This is a genomic window from Bacillus sp. LK2 (assembly GCF_001043575.1).
GTDB classification, from domain to species: Bacteria; Bacillota; Bacilli; order Bacillales; family Bacillaceae_G; genus Bacillus_A; species Bacillus_A paramycoides.
Genome location: NZ_LDUK01000040.1, coordinates 116433 through 135893, shown reverse-complemented (window position 1 = coordinate 135893; position 19461 = coordinate 116433). Strand labels below are relative to the sequence as shown.

The window sequence follows — 19461 nt, the reverse complement described above, 5'->3', positions numbered from 1 at the left end:
TGTAAGAAGAATATTGTATTTTTTTAGGAAAAAGTTATAATATAAATTAAACAGTGGTCAATTAAAATGTGAGGTATGAAAAATGTCGCCAAGAAGGGCAGTTAAACAAGAATTAACGAGAGAAATGATTATGAATGTAGCAAGGGACCTATTTATAGCACAAGGGTATCAGCATACTTCAATGCGTAAAATCGCAACGGAACTAGGGTATAGTCACGGTGCCATCTATTATCATTTTAAAAATAAGGCAGAGCTTTTTTATGCAATGGTAGAACAAGATTTTCAGTTGCTAAATCAAAAGTTAGATGAGATTAATGATCAAAATTTGCCACAAGAGGAACAATTAAAAGCTGTTTTATTTGGTTTTATTGAATTTGGTTTGCAAAATCAAAGTCATTATGAAATCATGTTTTTAATTAGAGATGATGAGTTAAAAGAATGTTTAGCAGATGGCCCAAATGTTAGTTACGAAAAATTTGCTACTGTTGTATCTTCTTTGTGTAATGAGAAGGTAAATGTAATGACAATATGGTCTGTTTTTCTATCATTACATGGGTTTGTGGCACACTATTGTGGAAGTGATCAAACATTTGAAGAAGTAAGAGGATTAGCTAAAGTACACGTGGAGTTTATTTCAAAATCGCTTCTTATGTAAGTGATTTTCTTTTTAATATTAATTGAACAGTGGTTAATTAATTGGGAGGGATTTATAATGAAAAAAGCTTTAGTGCTAGGAGCATCTGGATCAATGGGGTATGCAATTGTAAAAGAATTATGTAACCGGGGAATTCACGTAGCGGCCTTTGCGAGGAATAAAGAGAAATTAGAGGTATTATTTTCTGGAGAAGAAAATGTGAAAGTTGTAGCGGGAGATGTATTTATACAGGAGGATATAATGGAAGCTGCGAAAGGCGTTGATATTATATTCCATGCTGTAAACATTCCATATTCGGAGTGGGAGAAACAGCAAGCAAAGTTATTAATAAATATATTAGAGGTAACGAGATACTATGGTATCAAGTTAGGGATAGTTGATAATATTTATGCGTATGGAGAGCAAGGACGAGAGCTTGTAAAAGAAGATGCTGAAAAGAGACCACATACAAAGAAAGGGAAAATTCGTTTGCAACTTGAAGAGATGGCAAAACAGGCGAATGTACAAATGTTTATTGCTCATTTCCCTGATTTTTATGGTCCAAATGCAGAAAGCACACTTGTCCATCATACATTAAAAGGAGTACTTGCAGATAAAGTGTCTAGTTTCGTTGGAGATAAAAAGATTGCACGTGAATATATTTTTACACCAGATGGTGCAAAAGCGATAGTTGAATTGGCATTACGTGATGAAGCGTACGGGCAAAATTGGAATATACCAGGATGTGGCGTGATTACAGGGGAAGAGATGATTCAATATATGAGAGAGTTAGTAGGGTATAAAAAATCGATAATAGCGGTAAATAAGGGGGCTATTAGGATACTAGGACTATTAGATAAACAAATGAAGGAATTTGTGGAGATGTTATATTTAGTAGAAAGACCAGTTATATTAAGTGGTGAAAAATATGAAGAGTATATAGGAGAAATTCCTAAAACGCCTTATTACGAGGGGATAAGAGAAACTATTGAGTATATGGGTAAAATGAAACGTTAATTAATTGGAATGCCTGCAAATAGTGGAGAATAATATTAAAAAAAGTTACTTCTGTAAATAGAAGTAACTTTTTTATTAAGCCTTTTGTTTTACTTTACTAACTTTTTTTTCTGCTACAATGAAATGTGGTCTACGCTTTGTTTCATAATAAATACGACCAATGTATTCACCGATAACTCCTAGGAAAATGAGTTGAATGCCACCGATAAATAATATGGCAGAAATTAATGTAAAGTATCCTGGTACATCGACGCCGCTAACAGTAATTTGAATAAATGTAGTGATTACATATAAAACAGCTAAAAGCGTTGTTAATAATCCAAGGTATATAGATAATCGCAATGGTTTATTGTTAAACGAAATTACACCATCTATCCCGTAATTTAATAACTTAGAGAAAGTCCATTTACTTTCTCCGTCAGAACGTAATACATTTTCGTATTCAATAATTTGTTCTTTGAAACCAATCCAAGAAAATAAACCTTTTGAAAAACGATTGTATTCAGTTAGAGATAGTAATGAATCGACTGCACTTCTACTTAAAAGTCTAAAATCACCGATGCCATCTACTAGTTCAATATCAACGAATTTATTCATGACTTTATAATATAGGCGAGAAACGAAAGAGCGCACTGGTGAATCACCTGTTCTAGTTCGCTTTGCAATTACTTGATCATAGCCGTTATTATAGCCGTCTAACATATCTTTTATTAGTTCGGGCGGATGTTGTAAATCAGCATCCATAATAACCACAGCGTCGCCTGTAGCGTACTTTAGACCGGCAAGCATAGCAGCTTCTTTTCCAAAATTCCTACTAAATGATATATAATGCACATTTGAGTCTGAATCGGCTAGGTCACGTAGAATCTCTAATGTATTATCTTTACTTCCATCATTGACGAAAACAAATTCATAATCAGTAGTTAGTTTATGAATTTCAAGAGAAGTCTCCGAATAGAAAGCTCTGAGTACCTTCTCCTCATTATAACAAGGTACTACTATTGAAAGGGTCATGTTAGGACCTCCTTAGATGTAATTTTAAACTGGGCATGAAGTAAAAGTTGAAGCAATTATCTTCAACTTTTACTTCACTTTATTTTACTAACTTTTTTTAAAACGATTTTTAAATTTTGTATATCGATCCCTATCTCCAAGAACTAGAAGCGAGATACAAATGATAAATGAAATGATAGAAATAACGAGACCCATTTTGAAATAAGGTGTGACGTATTTCATTTCAACTACATGCTGCCCTTTTGAAATAGGAACACCAATAAAGGAAGAATTAGCCTTCGTAAACTCAGTTTCTTTACCGTCAACCTTTATTGACCATCCTTTACTATACGGTACAGATAAATATAGTAATCCATCTTTAGTAGAATTAATATTACCTTTTAAGTAGTTACCTTTATAGTAAATATTTTGTAGGCTATTTTCTTTTAAAGTATTCACTTTTTTCGGGACAGTTTTATAGTTGGTACTGTTGACTTGTAAGTCTTTCAACTCGTATTGGCCAGGAGTAGGGATAGAAATGATTAGCTCAGTTGGCTTCGCATCTTTTCCTAAATTGTAAACAAATCTTTCTAACGGGTAAGCATAGGCTCCATCTTCATTACCTTTTATCATAGATTTGTCATTCACAGTAACCCCAAATGATTCCTTATTTATATTTCTAATTTTAATTTCAACAAGGAGATCACCTAACATATCGGTATTATCAACAGGTACTATTATACGCCCATTTTCATGAACAGTGAGTATATCTTTCTCTTTATCTATATTTTCCCACTTAATTTTATTTGGATTAATCTTAATTTGTTTTGAATCTAGCTGTTTTGTATTAAATTGTTTTAACGGAAGACTTCCAACATTATCTACAACTACAGCATCTAATAAAAGTTGGTCTTTCTCAGCGAAATTAAGTTTTGAAAATTCTTCATCACTTATTCCAGCTTCGTATACATAGCCTAATGGCAGTGCAAATTCGTTTTTATAAATGTTGTAAGGACCTACTTGTTGTAAATACTTATAACCATATGGAATATCAGTTTTATTAGCACCTTCACTTAATACATAATATTTTACCCCTAGCATGTTCTCAAGGAATAGTCGCTTATCTAACTGGAAGAACATAGATGGGCTATCATATCCTTGGAAAACATTGTACTTATTCTTCATAAAGTCATGAACATCACGATTGACTAAGCTTTGATAAGTACTTGTACCATGATAACCTTGCAGCATCGGTGTATTCTTATAATTATTGTTTGGGTTGATAATTCGGTAAAAATCTTTATCTTGATTTTGTATATAACGAATTGCGTCAATTTCATCCTTATTATCGAGACCTGGCCCATGTAATGATTCTTTTGTTGCGCCTGCTTGATTAAAGTGTTTACTAAGAGCAATATCTGAATAGACGTAATTAATACATATTACATTGACCAGTACATTTAATATAATGAAACACTGTAAAGCTACTTTTGACAAATAGCGCCATAGTAATATTGTAATAATAGATAAAGCAGTAGTGCCAATTAAAATTTTATCAATCGTTTCTAGCGGTTGTCCGTTTATATTTACTTTTCTATAGAATGCGTAAATAAATAGTGCTGTTGCTAGCAAAGGACCTATTAAAGAGCTAACCTTCTTTTTATTAAGTAGCATCCAGTCTAAAATGTAGGCGACAGTTTGCGCAACTACAAATGCAAATAAGTAAAACCATCTGTATTGCATAGCGGAAAAGCCATTAAATACGGAATACGTATATGGAAGCATATATAGAACTAACATAAACCCAGTAAAGAGTAACTTATTTGTGACAAGTTTATTGCGTATTAGAAGCGCACTTGTAATAAGGAAGAGGATGAAAACTGGGAATGCGAGCTGATAATCCTCTGTATTATTAATGAAAAAGATACTTTCCATTAAGTTTTTATAAAACGTATCTTCAAAAAATAATGGAATAGTAAATTTTGTAGCTAGTCGATCTGAACTAAATACCCCATTTACAGATGGTATAAAGCAAACAGCGGCTAAACCTAGTGATAAAGAATATAGGAAAGCAATTCTAATATAATAAGTTATAAATGTTTTAATTGTTTTATTCTGCTGTGTAGCGAAATATTGGAAAAAGGCATAAATATAGATGAAAATACTAGTAATGAAGGCGAAATAGAAATTTGATGCAAGCATAAGTGCTGTTGCAAACAGGAATAATCCCTTTTTTCGCTCTAAAATATATTTATCTAATCCCCATATTACTAAAGGTAAAAACACTATAGCATCTGCCATGAAATCCCATAATAAAGAATGGCGAATAAAAGTCACACATCCTCCATATATAATGGCAGAAATGAAAGAAGAAAAAATAGTTTTATTATGATAACGTAAAGAACCATACATGAATAACATCGCTAATGTACTTTTTAAAATACTCATATATAGCTTCATCTCAAAGATTTGGTCAAAATTTAGTTTAGGAAGTAGAAGCGTAAGCCAGAAAAATGGTGCTGTACTATAGTAATAACTAAATTCCCCGAATAAATCTCCACCTAAGCCATAATCCCAAGACCAAAATAAATTCCCATCTTTAAATGCATGTTGTAAAAGGAATGTAAAGAAGCTAAATTGTGATAATGCATCTCCCGTACTAGAAAATACATTGTCTGATTTTAAGAAAAAGTAATGAAAAGCAAATGCACATATTATTAATAATGGAATGATAATAAGTGTGCTTTTAGTAAAAAATGTTCTTTTATTTCCCTCTGAAGTCATTAAATGAATAAGCCTCCCCAATACAATTATTAAGATTTAATCCGTATTCTCCATATTTAGATATTGTTTTATAATGAAGAAAAACTATGGATGAATCGACGATTTTTAACGGTAGTAATAAAGTTTTCTGTTGTGTAATTTATGGTATAACGAGTTAATGTTTGTATAGAAGATTAACTGCGGATTGCTTTAATACTAGGTGTTGTACATCTAGGGCTGTTCGTTTCCAAGTATAATCATTCCAGAAAGGCAAGTCAATTTAAGATATAGATTGAAAACAGGGCTCATTCTAAGTGAAGAAGATAAAATAAAAACTTCAAATTTAATTTGAAGTTTTTATTTTTATTTATTTTCGAGCCAGCTTTTTATTTATAAATCCTAAAATCAATCCACGTATTTGTGGGTCAATGGCAAGACCGATAATACCGTACAATATACCAGTAAGTGTTAAAGCTATTAGTGGCGGTAAGTTAATTAACGCTGTACGGTATATTGCGTAACTGATTATAAACGCTAGTGCATTGAATATTATTCCTTTGAATAGTAATGAAAAACCTTTACGAACGAATAAAGTAAATCCGATTAATAATGTAATCTCGGTAATGATCGCAGCTGCCGCAGCTCCCATCATTCCAAATTGGCTGCCTAATGCAATGTAACTTATGATAGCGACAGCTAATCCAATTCCCATCGTTGTCGCACGCTTCCACTGTTGACCAATAGTTGTTAAATTATCAGCAAGTGGATAGTTGATAGATTGTAAAATAACCATAAAGGCTAGGATTGCAAGAGCATCACCAGCTGGTGCATATTCTTCGCCTAATAAAGTAACAATCCAAAAACTTGGATCGGCGATAAATGGAATCGAGATTCCCATCCCTAAGAAAGACATAAGTTTTAATTCGAACTGAGATAGCTTTCTATGTTCATCAATATTCTTTTCATTTCCAAAAGCAAATAACTTTGGGTAAAAGGCAGCTGCAATCACACCAGGTATTTGATAAAGTACAGCAGGTATTTTCGATGCAGCGCCAAAGAATCCAACTTGTTTATATGTCGAAACTTTTTCTAATATAATGGGTCCTAACTGTGGTAAAAGCATAATGATGATCCCATTAATTGTGAAAATAAGCAGTTGATCTAAAATACCTTTGTCCCAGCCTTTATGAACTGTTGTATGGCGGATTGTCATTATAAAGGCAATGACTCCTGTTACAAGGCTAGATATCCCGTACATGGCAGCGACCATCATAAGTGACCATTCAAATGACATTCCTAGTAGAAGCGCAGCTGCGGCTGTTACACCTTGTAGTACAGAAATAATCGCTGTAAATTGCATACGTTCTGTCACTTGGAAATAAGCCATTCCAACACCTTGTAAAGTTGCTCCAAACATGGTCGGTAGTACAACCCAATATACCATGGCACGTAAGTAAGCATCAGTATAGAAGAACTGAGCAAAAATAGCGAAGAGCACAGAAATTACGATAGCTAATACTAAACGAATGCGTAAATAACTGCTGATCAGTACACTAATGTTAGCATCACTTCTTGTTCCTTCACGCATAAATGTATGTGTCAAACCTGCATCTGTGAAATAACAAATAACAGCGGAAACTGCTAATGCAGTTGTAAACATCCCATACTCATCTGGTGAAACGTACCTTGCGAAGAGAATTGTTGCAATAGCAAGCACAAATCGAACAGTAATATTTCCTACAAATAGGTAGGAAGCGTTTTTAAGGATTTTATTTGTTTTCATGGAAAAAAGACCTTTCTATTCTTCAGGACACACTTTGTCCTATTTGTAAATTTGATTTTTTTACGGAAAGAATGTTTAGAAGCTTATTTTTATTTAAGAAAACAGAAATTTGATTCGTACAAACCAAAGCATCGCGTATAACTTCTTGCTTCGTTTTCCATTTTTTGAATAAATTTTGCGACAATATGTATTTATATCGCTTTTGATTAGTTGAACTTGTGATTTATCTAATTTAGAGTTGCCCTTAATGTATATACAAGCGTTATTAATAACCGTATATGGGAATAGGTAAGTTTCAAGAATTTCAATAAGTTCGGTAGAATCATTCACGATTAAGTCTTTTGACTTATTATGAACCCAATCTTTCATTCGATTAAATATTTCTAATTCTTTTTCTGTTTTTAAATCATAATCTTTATACTTTGAAGAAAGATTCCCTTCTGATAAAATTCGGTAATATGTCAAATATTCATCTACATAGCATACGTTTGTTACACTCATTAATTTAAATAGAAACTCTAAGTCTTCTCCCCAGCTACATCCTGGTGTGAAACGAATGTTATGATCCATCACGACAGATCTTTTGAAAATCCAAGTACTCGTTTGAGCAACAACCTGATGCGTTAAGAAAGGTTTGGTCATATCACCTTTAATAAAGTTTGTCGTGTGCTCAACTTTTTCTCCAGTTTCTTCGTAAAAGTTCATATAGCCACAATAACAAGCGTTCATATTGTTTTTATGCATGCTTTCAACTTGTTTTTCGATTTTTGTTGGGTGCCATAAGTCATCACTATCAAGGAAAGCGACGTATTCTCCGCTAGCATTTTCAATCCCTGTATTACGAGCTACTGAAACACCTTGGTTTTTTTGGTGAACGTATTTTACTTGACCCGGATGTTTTTCTGCAAGATTTTTTACGATAGAAGGTGATTGATCTTTACTTCCATCATCTACAATTACAATTTCAATGTTTTTATATGTTTGATCCAGTATTGACTGCATCGTTTCTTCAATATATTTTTCTGTGTTATACAGGGGTATGACAACAGAAACAAGTTGTTTTTGTTCCATCATAGAATTTTTATCTCCTCAAATTTTTTATGTCTTGCACCATATATACAAGCCTTTTGAAAGGAAGAAGATTACAAGAACATCTGTATCAGTTTAACGCATATAAACTTTGTAAATCAACTTTCTATTATTGTACTTTGTATAAAAAGTATTTATTATAGAATATATTGTCTTGTAAAAATATAGAAATATAATTTGAAAATTATGTATTTGAAGGGAGAAGATGAGATGTTAAGGCGATTTACTCGCAAATCTAATGTAATCCTTTTAGGGATTATTATGATAGTCGGTTTTGCGCTTCGTTTTGCAACTTTACAAACACATGGTGCAGATTTGACTATAGCTAGCGATGATATAGGTTATCAAAAAACGGCAACTATTTTATTGGAAACAGGAATGTTAACATATCATGAGCCGGATAAACCAACTATTCATATTATGCCAGGTTTTCCAGCGTTTTTAGCTACTGTATTTTACTTTTTTGGAAATGGTAATGAAGGCCTTTTTGTAGCTAAATTAATTATTATCCTATTAGGGGTACTTAGTATTTTACTAACTTATAAGATTGGTACTTATTTATTGAATCCCGCTGCAGGATTAATAGGTGCTTTCTTATTAGCTGTGTATCCTCCAGAGATTGTTATAGAAAATTTAACTTTAACAGAAGGACCATTTTTATTCTTTTCATTGGGATTATTATATTGGAGCTTAAAATTAGCTGATACTCATAAAACGAAACATTTTCTAATTGTATTAATTTTCTACTTTTTAGCATTGTACTTACGCGTACAAGTTGCTTTATATCCAATACCATTATTTATATATCTCTTAATGAAGCGCTATCCATTCCGCGTTATGATGAAGCAAGCGATTATAAGTATAGGAATAGGACTTATCGTACTTGGACCATGGTGGGCCCGCAATTACATTCAATTTGATAAATTTATTCCACTAACTGCTGGGGCAGGGAATCCGTTATTACTTGGAACGTATCAAGGGAAAGGCTACCCAGAAGGTAAGGATATGGCAACACTTGAAATAGAATTACACGCAAAGTACCCTAACCTGGAAGCACATGAATTTATGGAATTAGAAGAAAAAATAGCGAAAGATAAAATGAAAGAATGGTGGAAAACAGATAAGAATTCCATGATAGAGAGTTATTTAATCTTGAAGCCAGAAATTATGTGGAAAAAACCGTATTATTCTATAGAGCATAATATTGAAGTATTCAATGTTTCTGCAAAGGATATGAATGAAATACATAATTTTATTAAGACGATGTTCTTAATATGTACAATACTTTCATTTATCTTCCTTTTAAAAAGGTGGAGAGAGACTACATTTTTATGGTCAATCCTTTTACTGCAAACAGCTTTAACATGTTTTTATGCCGCATATGAAAGATATGCATTACCATTAATCCCATTTTTATTTATTATAATTGGAGTAGGAACCGTGGCAACGGTTATGAAAATTAGTAAACTATTAATTAGAAACAAATAGTTTGAAATGAAAAGTACCTTGATTCTTAGAAGAATTAAGGTACTTTTTATATATTATAATATTTAAATACAAAAAAATTATTCGCTATCTGTTTCAGTTTGCGTTACTTTTAATTTTTGCTTTAATAATGCATAATCTTGCGTTAATGTTACAAGTTGATGGTGTAGCTTAGAAATTTTTCTTGTTAGGTCAAAAATTAAGATGAAACAGAATAATAATCCAAATAAGAATAAGATGGATGGTGGATATTCTACTTTTAATAGTTTTCCAATCCAATTTATAATTTTATCAGTAGAACTTAAAATAGCCATTGCAACACAAACGAAAATCCATAAAATAGCATATTTTGTTTCTAAAGCCCCGCGACGAATAGAATTAATAATTAAGAAGAATAATAACAAAATAAAGATGAATGAAAAGGTAATTATATGCATTCACTATCAACCTTTCACGATTTTTTGCATCAATATAGCAAGGCTTACTTTAACCATGTAATATGCAGATTTAAGAGGTGTGATGGAAGATTGTCCACCTTGTCGCTCTTGCATATTTACAGATATCTCATTAATGCGAAGTTTTTTCTTTTTTAAATGAATAAGGACTTCTGGCTCTGGGTAATCTTTTGGATAATTGTGTGCAAAAATCTGAATTACTTCTCGATTGATAGCACGATATCCAGAAGTTGGATCCATAAATGTTTGTTTCGTTAACACTTTCAATAGGGCAGTAAAATAAAAAATACCGATTCTTCTTGAAATACTACCTTTATAAGCTGTTTTTTCTGTAAAGCGTGAACCTAGCACCATATCGCATTGGCCTTCAGCAATAGGCTGTATAATTTTGTATAAATCATCCGGGTTATGTTGTCCATCAGCATCGAACTGAATCGCAATATCATATCCATTCTCATATGCGTATTTATAGCCAGTTTGTACAGCTGAACCGATGCCCAGATTATATGGTAGATTAATAAGATGAACAGGGAAATTTTTTACGATTTGAGCTGTTTTATCTTGTGAACCATCATTAATAACACAAATGCTTAACTCTGTAAAATGTTGTTTTAGTTCTAGTAATCTTGTTAATGTATCTGCAATTGCTTCTTCCTCATTATAGGCTGGAATAATAATTAAAGTTTTTGGTATTGAAATTGGTACCTCGATAGACATTACCGCACCACCCCTTACATATTTAACTACATTATGGTTATTTTTAAACAACTTTACTTAATATACCATTAAAAGTATAAGAAAATAAAGGAAAAACTGATGGGTGATTTTAGGAGGATACCACTGAATACAAAGGCAAGCGATAGTATTTTTTATAATAAAAAATACATGCAAGGAAGAGCCCGTGCATGTATGATGAGAAGATTATGTTAAATATTCCAAGGCTTACTTAAAGTTAAAACTTCAGCCATCTCTTTACTTTTTAAACGTCCCTTTTTTCGGTTTTCCGCGCGTTCTAAACCGGTTGTGTGTAACCAGTGCTCTTCTTCTGTTTCAGGAAGTACTTGTGGTACGGATGAAGGTTTTCCATCTTTTAATGCGACAAATGTAATGAAGCAAGTCGCAGCAATTCTACGTTCGCCTGCTAATAAATTCTCTGCAATTACTTTTACGAAAACTTCCATTGAAGATTTTCCTGTATAACATACGAAAGCCTCATAACAAACAGAATCTGCTTGGTGAATTGGAGTTAAAAAATCAACGGAATCGATAGATGCTGTTACGCAGTGTTTACGGCTATGTCTCGCAGCTGCAATTGAAGCGATACTATCAATTTCTGCTAATAGTTTTCCTCCGAAAAGTGTTTGATGATTATTTAAATCATTAGGAAAAACACGTGTTGTTTTAATTGCTTTTGATTCTCGCATGAATTTCTTTTCCATATATTCAGCCCCTATTTTCTGTTTTCAATCAGAGTGACATGTGTAAGTGAAATACTCAATTATTAAAAAATACTAGATATTTAACGAAGTAAAGTGTTCTTGAAGAGGATTATCCCGCAAAAGCCTGATTGGTGTGGGCTAATAATTAGTGGGGGATGAATAAAATCCTTACTGATTAAAGTTGCACTTTATTAAAACTTCTGTATTTGTATTCATGTAACTGAAAGAAAATTTATCGTATATAAAATGTAGTGTAAAAGAGGATTCGCTTACATTGCAAGTGAAAAAGTGATGACTATGTATTTGTCATAGAAATTCCCTATCAGCCGTGTGCCTATTCATGATAGAATCGTTTTGTTATGAATGGAAATAGAGGTGCAATGGACATATGAATCATATACAAACAAATTTTTCGTCTTTCTTCAGTAAAATAATGATAGGTGCGATGCTCGCATTTTTTGTTTATAGTTGCTGGTCCGCTTTTGAAACGAGTAAGCAATTTTTTGGAGGAAGTACAACAGGTGTAACAATCGTACTGGTAATTTTTATTATCCTCATTTTGTTAGTGGCATCGATTTTGCAATATCGTTTTACAGATAAACAATTTCTTGTTTTTCTTATAAGCATATCTATAGTTGTGAGACTTGGCGTGGTTCTGTTTACAGACGTTCCAATGATAGGTGATATGAAAGCTATGTATGAGTCTGCAAAGCAGCTTGCAATTGGTAATAACATAGGGGATGTAACTCAGTTACCTTTTATTATTTATGAATCAATTGTTATTCGTATATTTGGTGATACGGTATTTACCTTACAATTATTTAATATTTTATTTTGCGCAGGAACCGCATTTTTCATTTATCGTATTGCATCAATGGTGTTTGGGGAAGAGTGTGGTCGTATTGCTTCTGTGTTTTACGCTTTATATATTCCAAATATATGTATGAGTTCTTTATTAACGGCGGAATCGCTCGCAATATTTTTATTTTATTGTGCTTGTTACATACTTTTATATAAAGGATTAGATCATCCTTATATGTGGGGGATTTCAGCTATTGTATTTGCACTTAGTAATATGATTTTCCCGCTGGGGTTATTTTTACCCATTTTTATAGCTGTATATGTGCTGTTAATTGAATTATTTCAATCAGCAACGAAGCAAAAATTGCTATTAAAAATGATAGGAATACTTATTCTATTTTATAGTACTCATTTTGGCGTGAGCTATGGGATCAAGACGATGGAAATGTCACAGTATACGATTTCTAATGAGACGTATGTTCAATCTGTTTTAATTGGAAAAAGTGAAAATGGAGAAAAAACGTCTGGAAATCAAAGTGTAAAAGAGCACATTGATCAAAAGTTAAAAGAGATTGAAGTAGAAAGATTTAAGCTTTTAAAGCCGGTAATTAACGAGTTTTCAGATGAGGGAATAAACTCGATTCTTTTTAAATGTGAAAAACTTATATATATAGCGGTAACATTATTTATGGTCATAGCTTTATTACATTTTCTTATTAAAAAACAACAAAATGAAGGATATATGTTGTTTTTATTATTAATTGGTGGATACGTATCATTAAGGCTCTTTCAAGTAGATATGGCATATTATAATATTATTATGCCAGCTTTGTTTATTTTACAAAGCTTTGGTGTTTATATAAGTTATTTTTATTGCCAAAAGGTCTTTTTCAGAAAATAAAAGAATCCAGTTCGGATTCTTTTTTTTATAGATGGATTATTAGTCGCCCTATCGGTTTAGTTCTAGCTGTAAACTATCAGCTGTTATGGCCATTTTTGAAGAATCGTCCTGAATATTCTTCATTACCTGTGAAATAGTTTCTAACTCATTTTCAATTTTTTTATTTTGTTCTTTAGAGTTAGACATATCTTTTACGATTTCTTGGAAATATTGATCTGTCGCATGCATACTATCTGTCCCTTCAGATACGAGAGAGCTAATTTGTTCTACGGAAGAAGAGACGTGTATAATCTGTTCATTGGTTTTTTCAACGAGTTTTGTAACGTTGGAAATGGATTCTTTCGTTTGCTCTGATAACTTTCGAATTTCCCCTGCCACAACTGAAAAACTTTTACCAAATTCGCCAGCGCGTGCAGACTCAATAGCGGCATTTAATGCGAGTAAATTTGTTTGCTCAGCGATTGACTTCACAATATCAATGATTTCGTTAATTTTGTTAGAAATATCAAGAAGTTCATGAGTATCTGTAATAATAGTTTCCATATTTGTTTGAATGCTTTCCATTCGTTTGTTTTGCAGATTTAATTGTTCCTTTCCTTTGTTGGCCTTTTCTTCTGATGTCGTAGCTAATGATGTACCTGCTTTTGCAATGCCCACGATATTTTCTGATTTAGATGTTAATTTTTGAATAGAAGAGCTTGTTTTTTCAGATACAGCTGCTAGTTCTGTTGCAATATGTGTAATCGTCATAGCAGTCAGTTCTTTTTCTTTTTCATGCTCTTTTTGAATTCTTTCGTATTCAGATTCATAGGCTGCAATAACAAGTTCTTGTTCTAATGTAAATAATTTATTTATTACATTTATAGAATAAGAAAAATCTTCTATTGTCGAAAATTTTGTTTGTAAAATCTTCATGACAGAGCGAAATAATTCTTGATAAGCGGCAGTATACCATTTTCTATGTAAACCAATTTGTACATGCCTTTTTGCAATTTTAACACGTTGTTTAATAAAATCTTCATTCATATTCCCGCTGAACAATTCTTTAATATGTGTCTTTAAAGTTTGTTTTAATTTTGGAATAGAGCTGTAGCGTTCAATAACAGCAATTAAATTAGGTTGTTTTGTGATATTGGTGTAGAATTTTTCTGTGATCCAATCTATTTCCTCATAAATAAAAGGCTGTAGTACTTTTACAATTTGTAAATCTTCCTTTGAAATATGCAGCATATCCATTTGAGTTTTCAGTTCAGAATTAACGGGCACGTTAAATATTATTTGTTGGCCTTTACTTAATTCAATTATACTGGCGCTTGTTTTATTGTTATTTTTTTTAAAAACCCCAAGCATCATTCTTCCCCCCCTGTTTGTAAAGCGCTTTCATTTTTTGGTTCATATATAGTTATATATGTATATATGAAATTACTCTATAGTATGTAGAATTGTATATAAATTAAGAGAATTCTTTATAGAATTCTCTTAATGACCTTTATTAATCTTTGCATGTGTTTTAAAGAAAACTGGGAAATGTACATTATATATTACGGTGACGACACGAATAACGAATGTTATTAATAAACAAACATAGAAAGCTAACACGTGTGCCCCCAGTGCATGTGTGATTAGGAAGCTAACTGCTCCTAAAATAGAAGCGATTGCGTATATTTCTTTTCGGAATACATAAGGGATATCTTGAGCGCAAATGTCGCGTAAAATACCGCCTCCAATACCTGTAATGACTCCCATTGAAACGACTAAGAACGAGGCGTCAACGTGATGTGACATTGCTGCATTTGCACCAATAGCTGTAAAAACACCTAAACCAACAGCATCAGAAAGCATAATAACGACTTGAAGTTTATTAATACGCTCAAAAAACATACATGTGAATAATGCTGATAGTACACTTACGAAAAAGTAAATGGGTTTTACAAATGCGACGGGAGGCAGGTTACCAATCATAATATCACGAATAATACCGCCGCCGAGCGCAGTAGCTACAGCTAAACAAAGGACACCAAATAAATCTAAATCTTTTTTCAAACCAACTAATGTACCAGAAATGGCAGCGGCGATAATGCCAAGAAACGTAAATATATCGATTAATAACATGGCCTTAATCCCTTTCTCTTAAAGATGTTCCAGAGAAAAAATATACACTAAAGTTTTGGAAATAACAATTACTTTTCGCTACATGTAGAAAAACGGATGAAATACATAAAGAAAGCGTTTGAAAATGTTTGGAAAGTAAATTAAAAAAGTGCTGAGAGATTAATTTTGTAGTTTTTTGCTGTGGCTTAGTTGGAGGGGGGACAATAGAAAAAGAGTAGTTTTACATTTATATAAAATGATAAAAAAATATTTCTATATTGTCGAAAATAAGTAAATGGGTGTTAGATAGTTTTTATAGGGATAGGGAAGGATAGCTAAAGGACAATATCCTCTACTACTAATAATGCTGGATTTGACTAGTTTCGGCATAAAAAATAGTTCTCAATTTAAATATGAGTTATGTTATAATTGCTAGGTGTTTTTTAAACGATAGAAAACTATGATTAAAAGATAATGTAAAGATTTTATATGGAGGTCTTGGAATGTTAGCAAATCAAGCTAGGGTTAGATTTGAGCATTTTTTGCTCTTTTTTATTATTTTACAGCCTGTTTTGGATTTATTAACGTCTCTTAGCATCATTTTATTAAAGGCAAATGCCACTGTTGGAATTTTAGTAAGATTTCTTATTATGGCTGTTGGTGGTATTTACATTTTAATTCAGGCGAAAGAGAAGGAAAATAGAAAGTTTTTAATTTACCTTATATTATTAGCAGTAGTATTAGGAATTGGATTTATTAATAATAAACTAGTTAAGAATCCTATTGTACTGAGTGAAGAAGTTAAGTTTGTTGCGAAGGCATTATATATATATATTATGCTAGGGTCATACATTTTAGCTTTAAAATCATTGAAAAAGACAGTAAATATTAGTGATAAAGTCAGAAATAGCATTGTATATTCTACATTAATCATTAACGCTATTATGGTTATTTCTATTTCAACATCTACAGACTTTGGTAGTTATGAATGGATGAAAGTTGGTTCCCGAGGGTGGTTCTATGCAGGTAATGAACTAGGTTCAATCTTAGCTATTATTTTCCCTATTGTGGTACTATATTCTATTCAAAAAACAAAGAGCGTGAAACAAGTTTTATATTGGATTCCATCGCTTTTAATGATTTACTCGTTAATTCAAGTTGGTACGAAAGTAGGAATGGGTTCAATTGGTGCTACGTTAGCAGCAGCAATCGGAATTATTGTACTACAATTACTATTTGATAGAAAAAACCCGAACAAAAAATCTCTTGTACTTAATGCACTAATTGCTATTGTTCTATTAGCTGGTGTTGCTGGAACGTTTAAAAAGACACCATTAGCACAAAATATGGGTATTCATAATAACTATTTATCAGAACAAAACGTAGCGCAGCAAGGTCAAAAAGAACAAGAAATTAAAGAGAAAATAAAAAAAGAACAAGAAATTAAAGAAAAAGAAGAAAAACAACATAAAGTTGAAAAGCCAGAAGAAAAGGCAAAGATAGAAGCAGAAGTTAAGAAAGAGCTGGAGAAGGAGCAAAAGAAAGAAAATCAAGAAAATCTTATTTTCAGCGGACGTCAAGTATATGAAGAGAGACATAAGCAGTTCTTTAAAGAAGCGCCAATGTCACAAAAGCTATTAGGAATGGGTTATGCAGGTAACTTTAAGTATAATGAACAAAAGCAACCAGATCCGAAGTTAATTGAAATGGACTTCCATGATTGGTTTTATGATTTCGGAATTATTGGCTTTGCATTACTAATGATTCCATTTATTTATTACGGCTTAAGAATCCTACTAGCATTTATTACAAGATTTAAGGAAATATTTAATATAAAATATGGAATGATTTCAGTAAGCTTAGTATTAGCACTAGGCATTGCATATATTGCAGGACATATTTTGACAGCACCAGGAGTTGGTATTTACTTTGTAGTGGTGTTAGCTTATCTAATTGTCGATCTAGAAATTGAATGATAAAAATAAAAGCTAACTTTTGTTAGCTTTTATTTTTTAGTACAGTAAGATGAAGATAGATGGAAATGCAGCGAGGATTTAAAGGAGGAAAAAATATGAGGATATTGCATATGAATGCAGGAGCAGAAGATGGGGGAGGAAAAACGCATATTATTTCACTTCTCGATCAGTTTCCAACCGGTGAAGTAGAATTAGCAGTATTTGAAGATGGAATTGTTGCGAAAGAAGCAAGAGAGCTAGGGATAAAAGTTCATGTGTTTTCACAAAAATCTCGCTATGATTTATCTATTTTAAAGAACATAAGTGACTTCATTAATAAAGAAAAATTTGATGTAGTTCATACACACGGTCCTAGGGCGAATTTTTATGTTTCACTAATGAAAAAGAAAATCGAGGCAAAATGGGTAACGACAATTCATAGTGATCCATTTCAAGACTTTACTAAACAAGGCTTAAAGGGTTGGATTTTTACTAAATTAAACTTAAAGGCTTTAAAAAATATAGATTTATTTTTTGTTGTAACGAATAGATTGAAAAAAAGCTTAGCGGCATTAGGCATTTCAAATGAAAAGATGCATGTTATTTATAACGGGATTGAATATGATAAGGAAAAAGCACAAGGTTATAATAAACAGGAAATGTTTAATATTGATGAAGATGTGTTTACTGCAATTCAAGTGGCACGCTTGCATCCTGTTAAAGGACATGAAGTTTTATTCGATGCATTGAAGCAGACGAAATTGACGAAAATTAAAGTATTATTAGTTGGTGATGGTCCGTTAGAAAATGAGCTGAAGGCACTAGCTACTGAAAAAGGGATTAATGATAAAGTTGAGTTTTTAGGACATCGTCAAGATGTAAAACAATTATTTGCATCATCACATATAAATTTATTAACATCGCATAGTGAAGGGTTCCCATTAGTCCTATTAGAAGCGGCAAATCAACGTGTTCCATCTATCGTGACGAGAGCGGGAGAAATCGAACCGCTAATTGTAGATGAAACATATGGATGGATTGTACCAACTGGTAATGGTAAAGCATTAGCAGAGGCACTAGAGGAAGCTTATGACAAGTGGAAAACAGGAGAGCTAGCTGTGATGGGAAAACATATTTACGAACACGCTACAATGAACTTCTCACTACACAAATTATATGAAGATACGAAAGAAACGTATAAGCAATTAATAGCGAAAAACCTTTAATAATAGAGAGGATAGTTAATTATGGCAGTACAAACAGTTGATATTCTAGGCGTTCCTTTCTCTACAATGACAATGGATGAAACGATCCAATATTTAAAGAAACAACTAGAATTAGAGCAAGCTCATACTTTTCAGGTGGTAACAGCAAATCCTGAAATTGTTATGTGCGCAAAAAAGGACGAAAAGTTCCATAAAACATTATTAAATACAGACTTAATTACACCTGATGGTATTGGGGTTGTAAAAGCAAGTGGTATGCTTGGCACACCATTAAAAGAGCGTGTAGCTGGATTTGATTTAATGAGCAATTTATTTGCAAAGTTATCAGAAGATAAGAAATCAGTATCTGTTTTCTTATTAGGTGCAAAACCACATGTTGTACAAGCTGCAGCTGATCATTTAACGAAGACATATTCGGCTGTATCTATTGTGGGTATACAAGATGGATATTTTAAACAAGAAGAAGAAGAGAATATTGTTTCACGTATTCAAGAGGCAAAACCAGACCTATTACTTGTTGCGCTTGGCTTCCCAAGACAAGAAAACTTTATCCAAAACAATAAGCATCGTTTAGAAACGAAAATGGCTGTTGGAGTAGGCGGTAGTTTAGATGTATGGGCAGGAGAGGTAAAACGTGCCCCAAAATGGATTCAATCTATTCATTTAGAGTGGTTTTATAGATTATGTAGCAATCCAACACGTTGGCGCCGTCAGTTAGTATTAGCGGAATTTTTAAAAGAAGTAATGCGTTCAAAAAAGTAGCGGAACATCGCTACTTTTTTTATTTGTTCATTTTTGATAAACATTTTATTTTTTGGGAATGATGAAG

Annotated in this window: 16 protein-coding genes and 1 pseudogene; 7 read left to right on the top strand and 10 right to left on the bottom strand. The window is 32.4% G+C overall.

Annotated features, from left to right (window positions below; all coding sequences use genetic code 11):
* Positions 1-82: 82 nt before the first annotated feature.
* Positions 83-655, top strand: a complete 573-nt coding sequence (locus tag VK90_RS21145) for a TetR/AcrR family transcriptional regulator (protein ID WP_002174462.1) — start codon at positions 83-85, stop codon at positions 653-655.
* A gap of 57 nt (positions 656-712) precedes the next feature.
* On the top strand, positions 713-1651 hold the full coding sequence (locus VK90_RS21140; protein ID WP_048374997.1) for an SDR family NAD(P)-dependent oxidoreductase: 939 nt from the start codon (positions 713-715) through the stop codon (positions 1649-1651).
* A 75-nt stretch (positions 1652-1726) separates the two neighbouring features.
* On the opposite strand, the gene VK90_RS21135 is transcribed toward VK90_RS21140, so the two are convergent.
* The 4 genes from VK90_RS21135 to VK90_RS21120 all read right to left on the bottom strand — a co-directional run bounded on the left by VK90_RS21135 (position 1727) and on the right by VK90_RS21120 (position 8264).
* A complete protein-coding gene (locus VK90_RS21135; RefSeq protein ID WP_048374995.1) occupies positions 1727-2665 on the bottom strand; it encodes a glycosyltransferase family 2 protein in 939 nt (312 codons plus the stop codon).
* Positions 2666-2752: 87 nt separating this feature from the next.
* Entirely contained in the window at positions 2753-5428 is a 2676-nt protein-coding gene (locus VK90_RS21130) for a YfhO family protein (protein ID WP_048374992.1), read from the bottom strand.
* A 346-nt stretch (positions 5429-5774) separates the two neighbouring features.
* Positions 5775-7190, bottom strand: coding sequence for an oligosaccharide flippase family protein (locus tag VK90_RS21125; RefSeq protein WP_048374990.1), 1416 nt, complete (start codon positions 7188-7190; stop codon positions 5775-5777).
* Positions 7191-7283: 93 nt separating this feature from the next.
* Positions 7284-8264, bottom strand: a complete 981-nt coding sequence (locus VK90_RS21120; RefSeq protein ID WP_048374987.1) for a glycosyltransferase family 2 protein — start codon at positions 8262-8264, stop codon at positions 7284-7286.
* Positions 8265-8489: 225 nt separating this feature from the next.
* On the opposite strand from VK90_RS21120, the gene VK90_RS21115 reads away from it, so the two are divergent.
* The gene (locus tag VK90_RS21115; protein ID WP_048374986.1) at positions 8490-9767 is read left to right on the top strand and encodes a glycosyltransferase family 39 protein; all 1278 of its coding nucleotides are present in this window, start codon (positions 8490-8492) and stop codon (positions 9765-9767) included.
* 77 nt (positions 9768-9844) lie between these two features.
* Here VK90_RS21115 and VK90_RS21110 read toward each other — a convergent pair whose 3' ends face one another.
* The 3 genes from VK90_RS21110 to VK90_RS21100 all read right to left on the bottom strand — a co-directional run bounded on the left by VK90_RS21110 (position 9845) and on the right by VK90_RS21100 (position 11658).
* Positions 9845-10201 carry a DUF2304 domain-containing protein gene (locus VK90_RS21110; RefSeq protein WP_048374983.1) on the bottom strand — a complete coding sequence of 119 codons (357 nt, stop codon included), beginning with the start codon at positions 10199-10201 and terminating at the stop codon, positions 9845-9847.
* A gap of 6 nt (positions 10202-10207) precedes the next feature.
* Positions 10208-10936 carry a glycosyltransferase family 2 protein gene (locus VK90_RS21105; protein WP_048374981.1) on the bottom strand — a complete coding sequence of 243 codons (729 nt, stop codon included), beginning with the start codon at positions 10934-10936 and terminating at the stop codon, positions 10208-10210.
* Positions 10937-11145: 209 nt separating this feature from the next.
* Positions 11146-11658 carry an acyl-CoA thioesterase gene (locus VK90_RS21100; protein ID WP_048374979.1) on the bottom strand — a complete coding sequence of 171 codons (513 nt, stop codon included), beginning with the start codon at positions 11656-11658 and terminating at the stop codon, positions 11146-11148.
* A gap of 388 nt (positions 11659-12046) precedes the next feature.
* Here VK90_RS21100 and VK90_RS21095 point away from each other — a divergent pair, with 388 nt between their 5' ends.
* Complete coding sequence (locus VK90_RS21095; RefSeq protein ID WP_048374977.1) at positions 12047-13360, top strand: ArnT family glycosyltransferase; 1314 nt, start codon at positions 12047-12049, stop codon at positions 13358-13360.
* A 48-nt stretch (positions 13361-13408) separates the two neighbouring features.
* Here the strand turns inward: VK90_RS21095 and VK90_RS31465 are convergent, their stop codons facing one another.
* The 3 genes and pseudogenes from VK90_RS31465 to VK90_RS21085 form a co-directional block, all read right to left on the bottom strand.
* Positions 13409-14215: a methyl-accepting chemotaxis protein gene (locus VK90_RS31465; RefSeq protein ID WP_442853654.1), complete on the bottom strand. Its 807-nt coding sequence runs from the start codon at positions 14213-14215 to the stop codon at positions 13409-13411.
* Positions 14213-14590 (bottom strand): annotated as a pseudogene (locus VK90_RS31460) (protoglobin family protein); the annotation flags it as partial. The pseudogene VK90_RS31460 and the gene VK90_RS31465, both read right to left, overlap by 3 nt.
* Positions 14591-14839: 249 nt before the next feature.
* Complete coding sequence (locus VK90_RS21085) at positions 14840-15472, bottom strand: trimeric intracellular cation channel family protein (RefSeq protein ID WP_002174452.1); 633 nt, start codon at positions 15470-15472, stop codon at positions 14840-14842.
* 482 nt (positions 15473-15954) lie between these two features.
* Between VK90_RS21085 and VK90_RS21080 the strand changes: the two genes are divergently transcribed.
* The 3 genes from VK90_RS21080 to VK90_RS21070 all read left to right on the top strand — a co-directional run bounded on the left by VK90_RS21080 (position 15955) and on the right by VK90_RS21070 (position 19394).
* Positions 15955-17427, top strand: coding sequence for an O-antigen ligase family protein (locus VK90_RS21080; RefSeq protein WP_048374975.1), 1473 nt, complete (start codon positions 15955-15957; stop codon positions 17425-17427).
* 95 nt (positions 17428-17522) lie between these two features.
* The gene (locus VK90_RS21075; RefSeq protein WP_048374973.1) at positions 17523-18632 is read left to right on the top strand and encodes a glycosyltransferase family 4 protein; all 1110 of its coding nucleotides are present in this window, start codon (positions 17523-17525) and stop codon (positions 18630-18632) included.
* Positions 18633-18653: 21 nt separating this feature from the next.
* Positions 18654-19394, top strand: a complete 741-nt coding sequence (locus tag VK90_RS21070) for a WecB/TagA/CpsF family glycosyltransferase (protein ID WP_048374971.1) — start codon at positions 18654-18656, stop codon at positions 19392-19394.
* Positions 19395-19461: the final 67 nt, after the last annotated feature.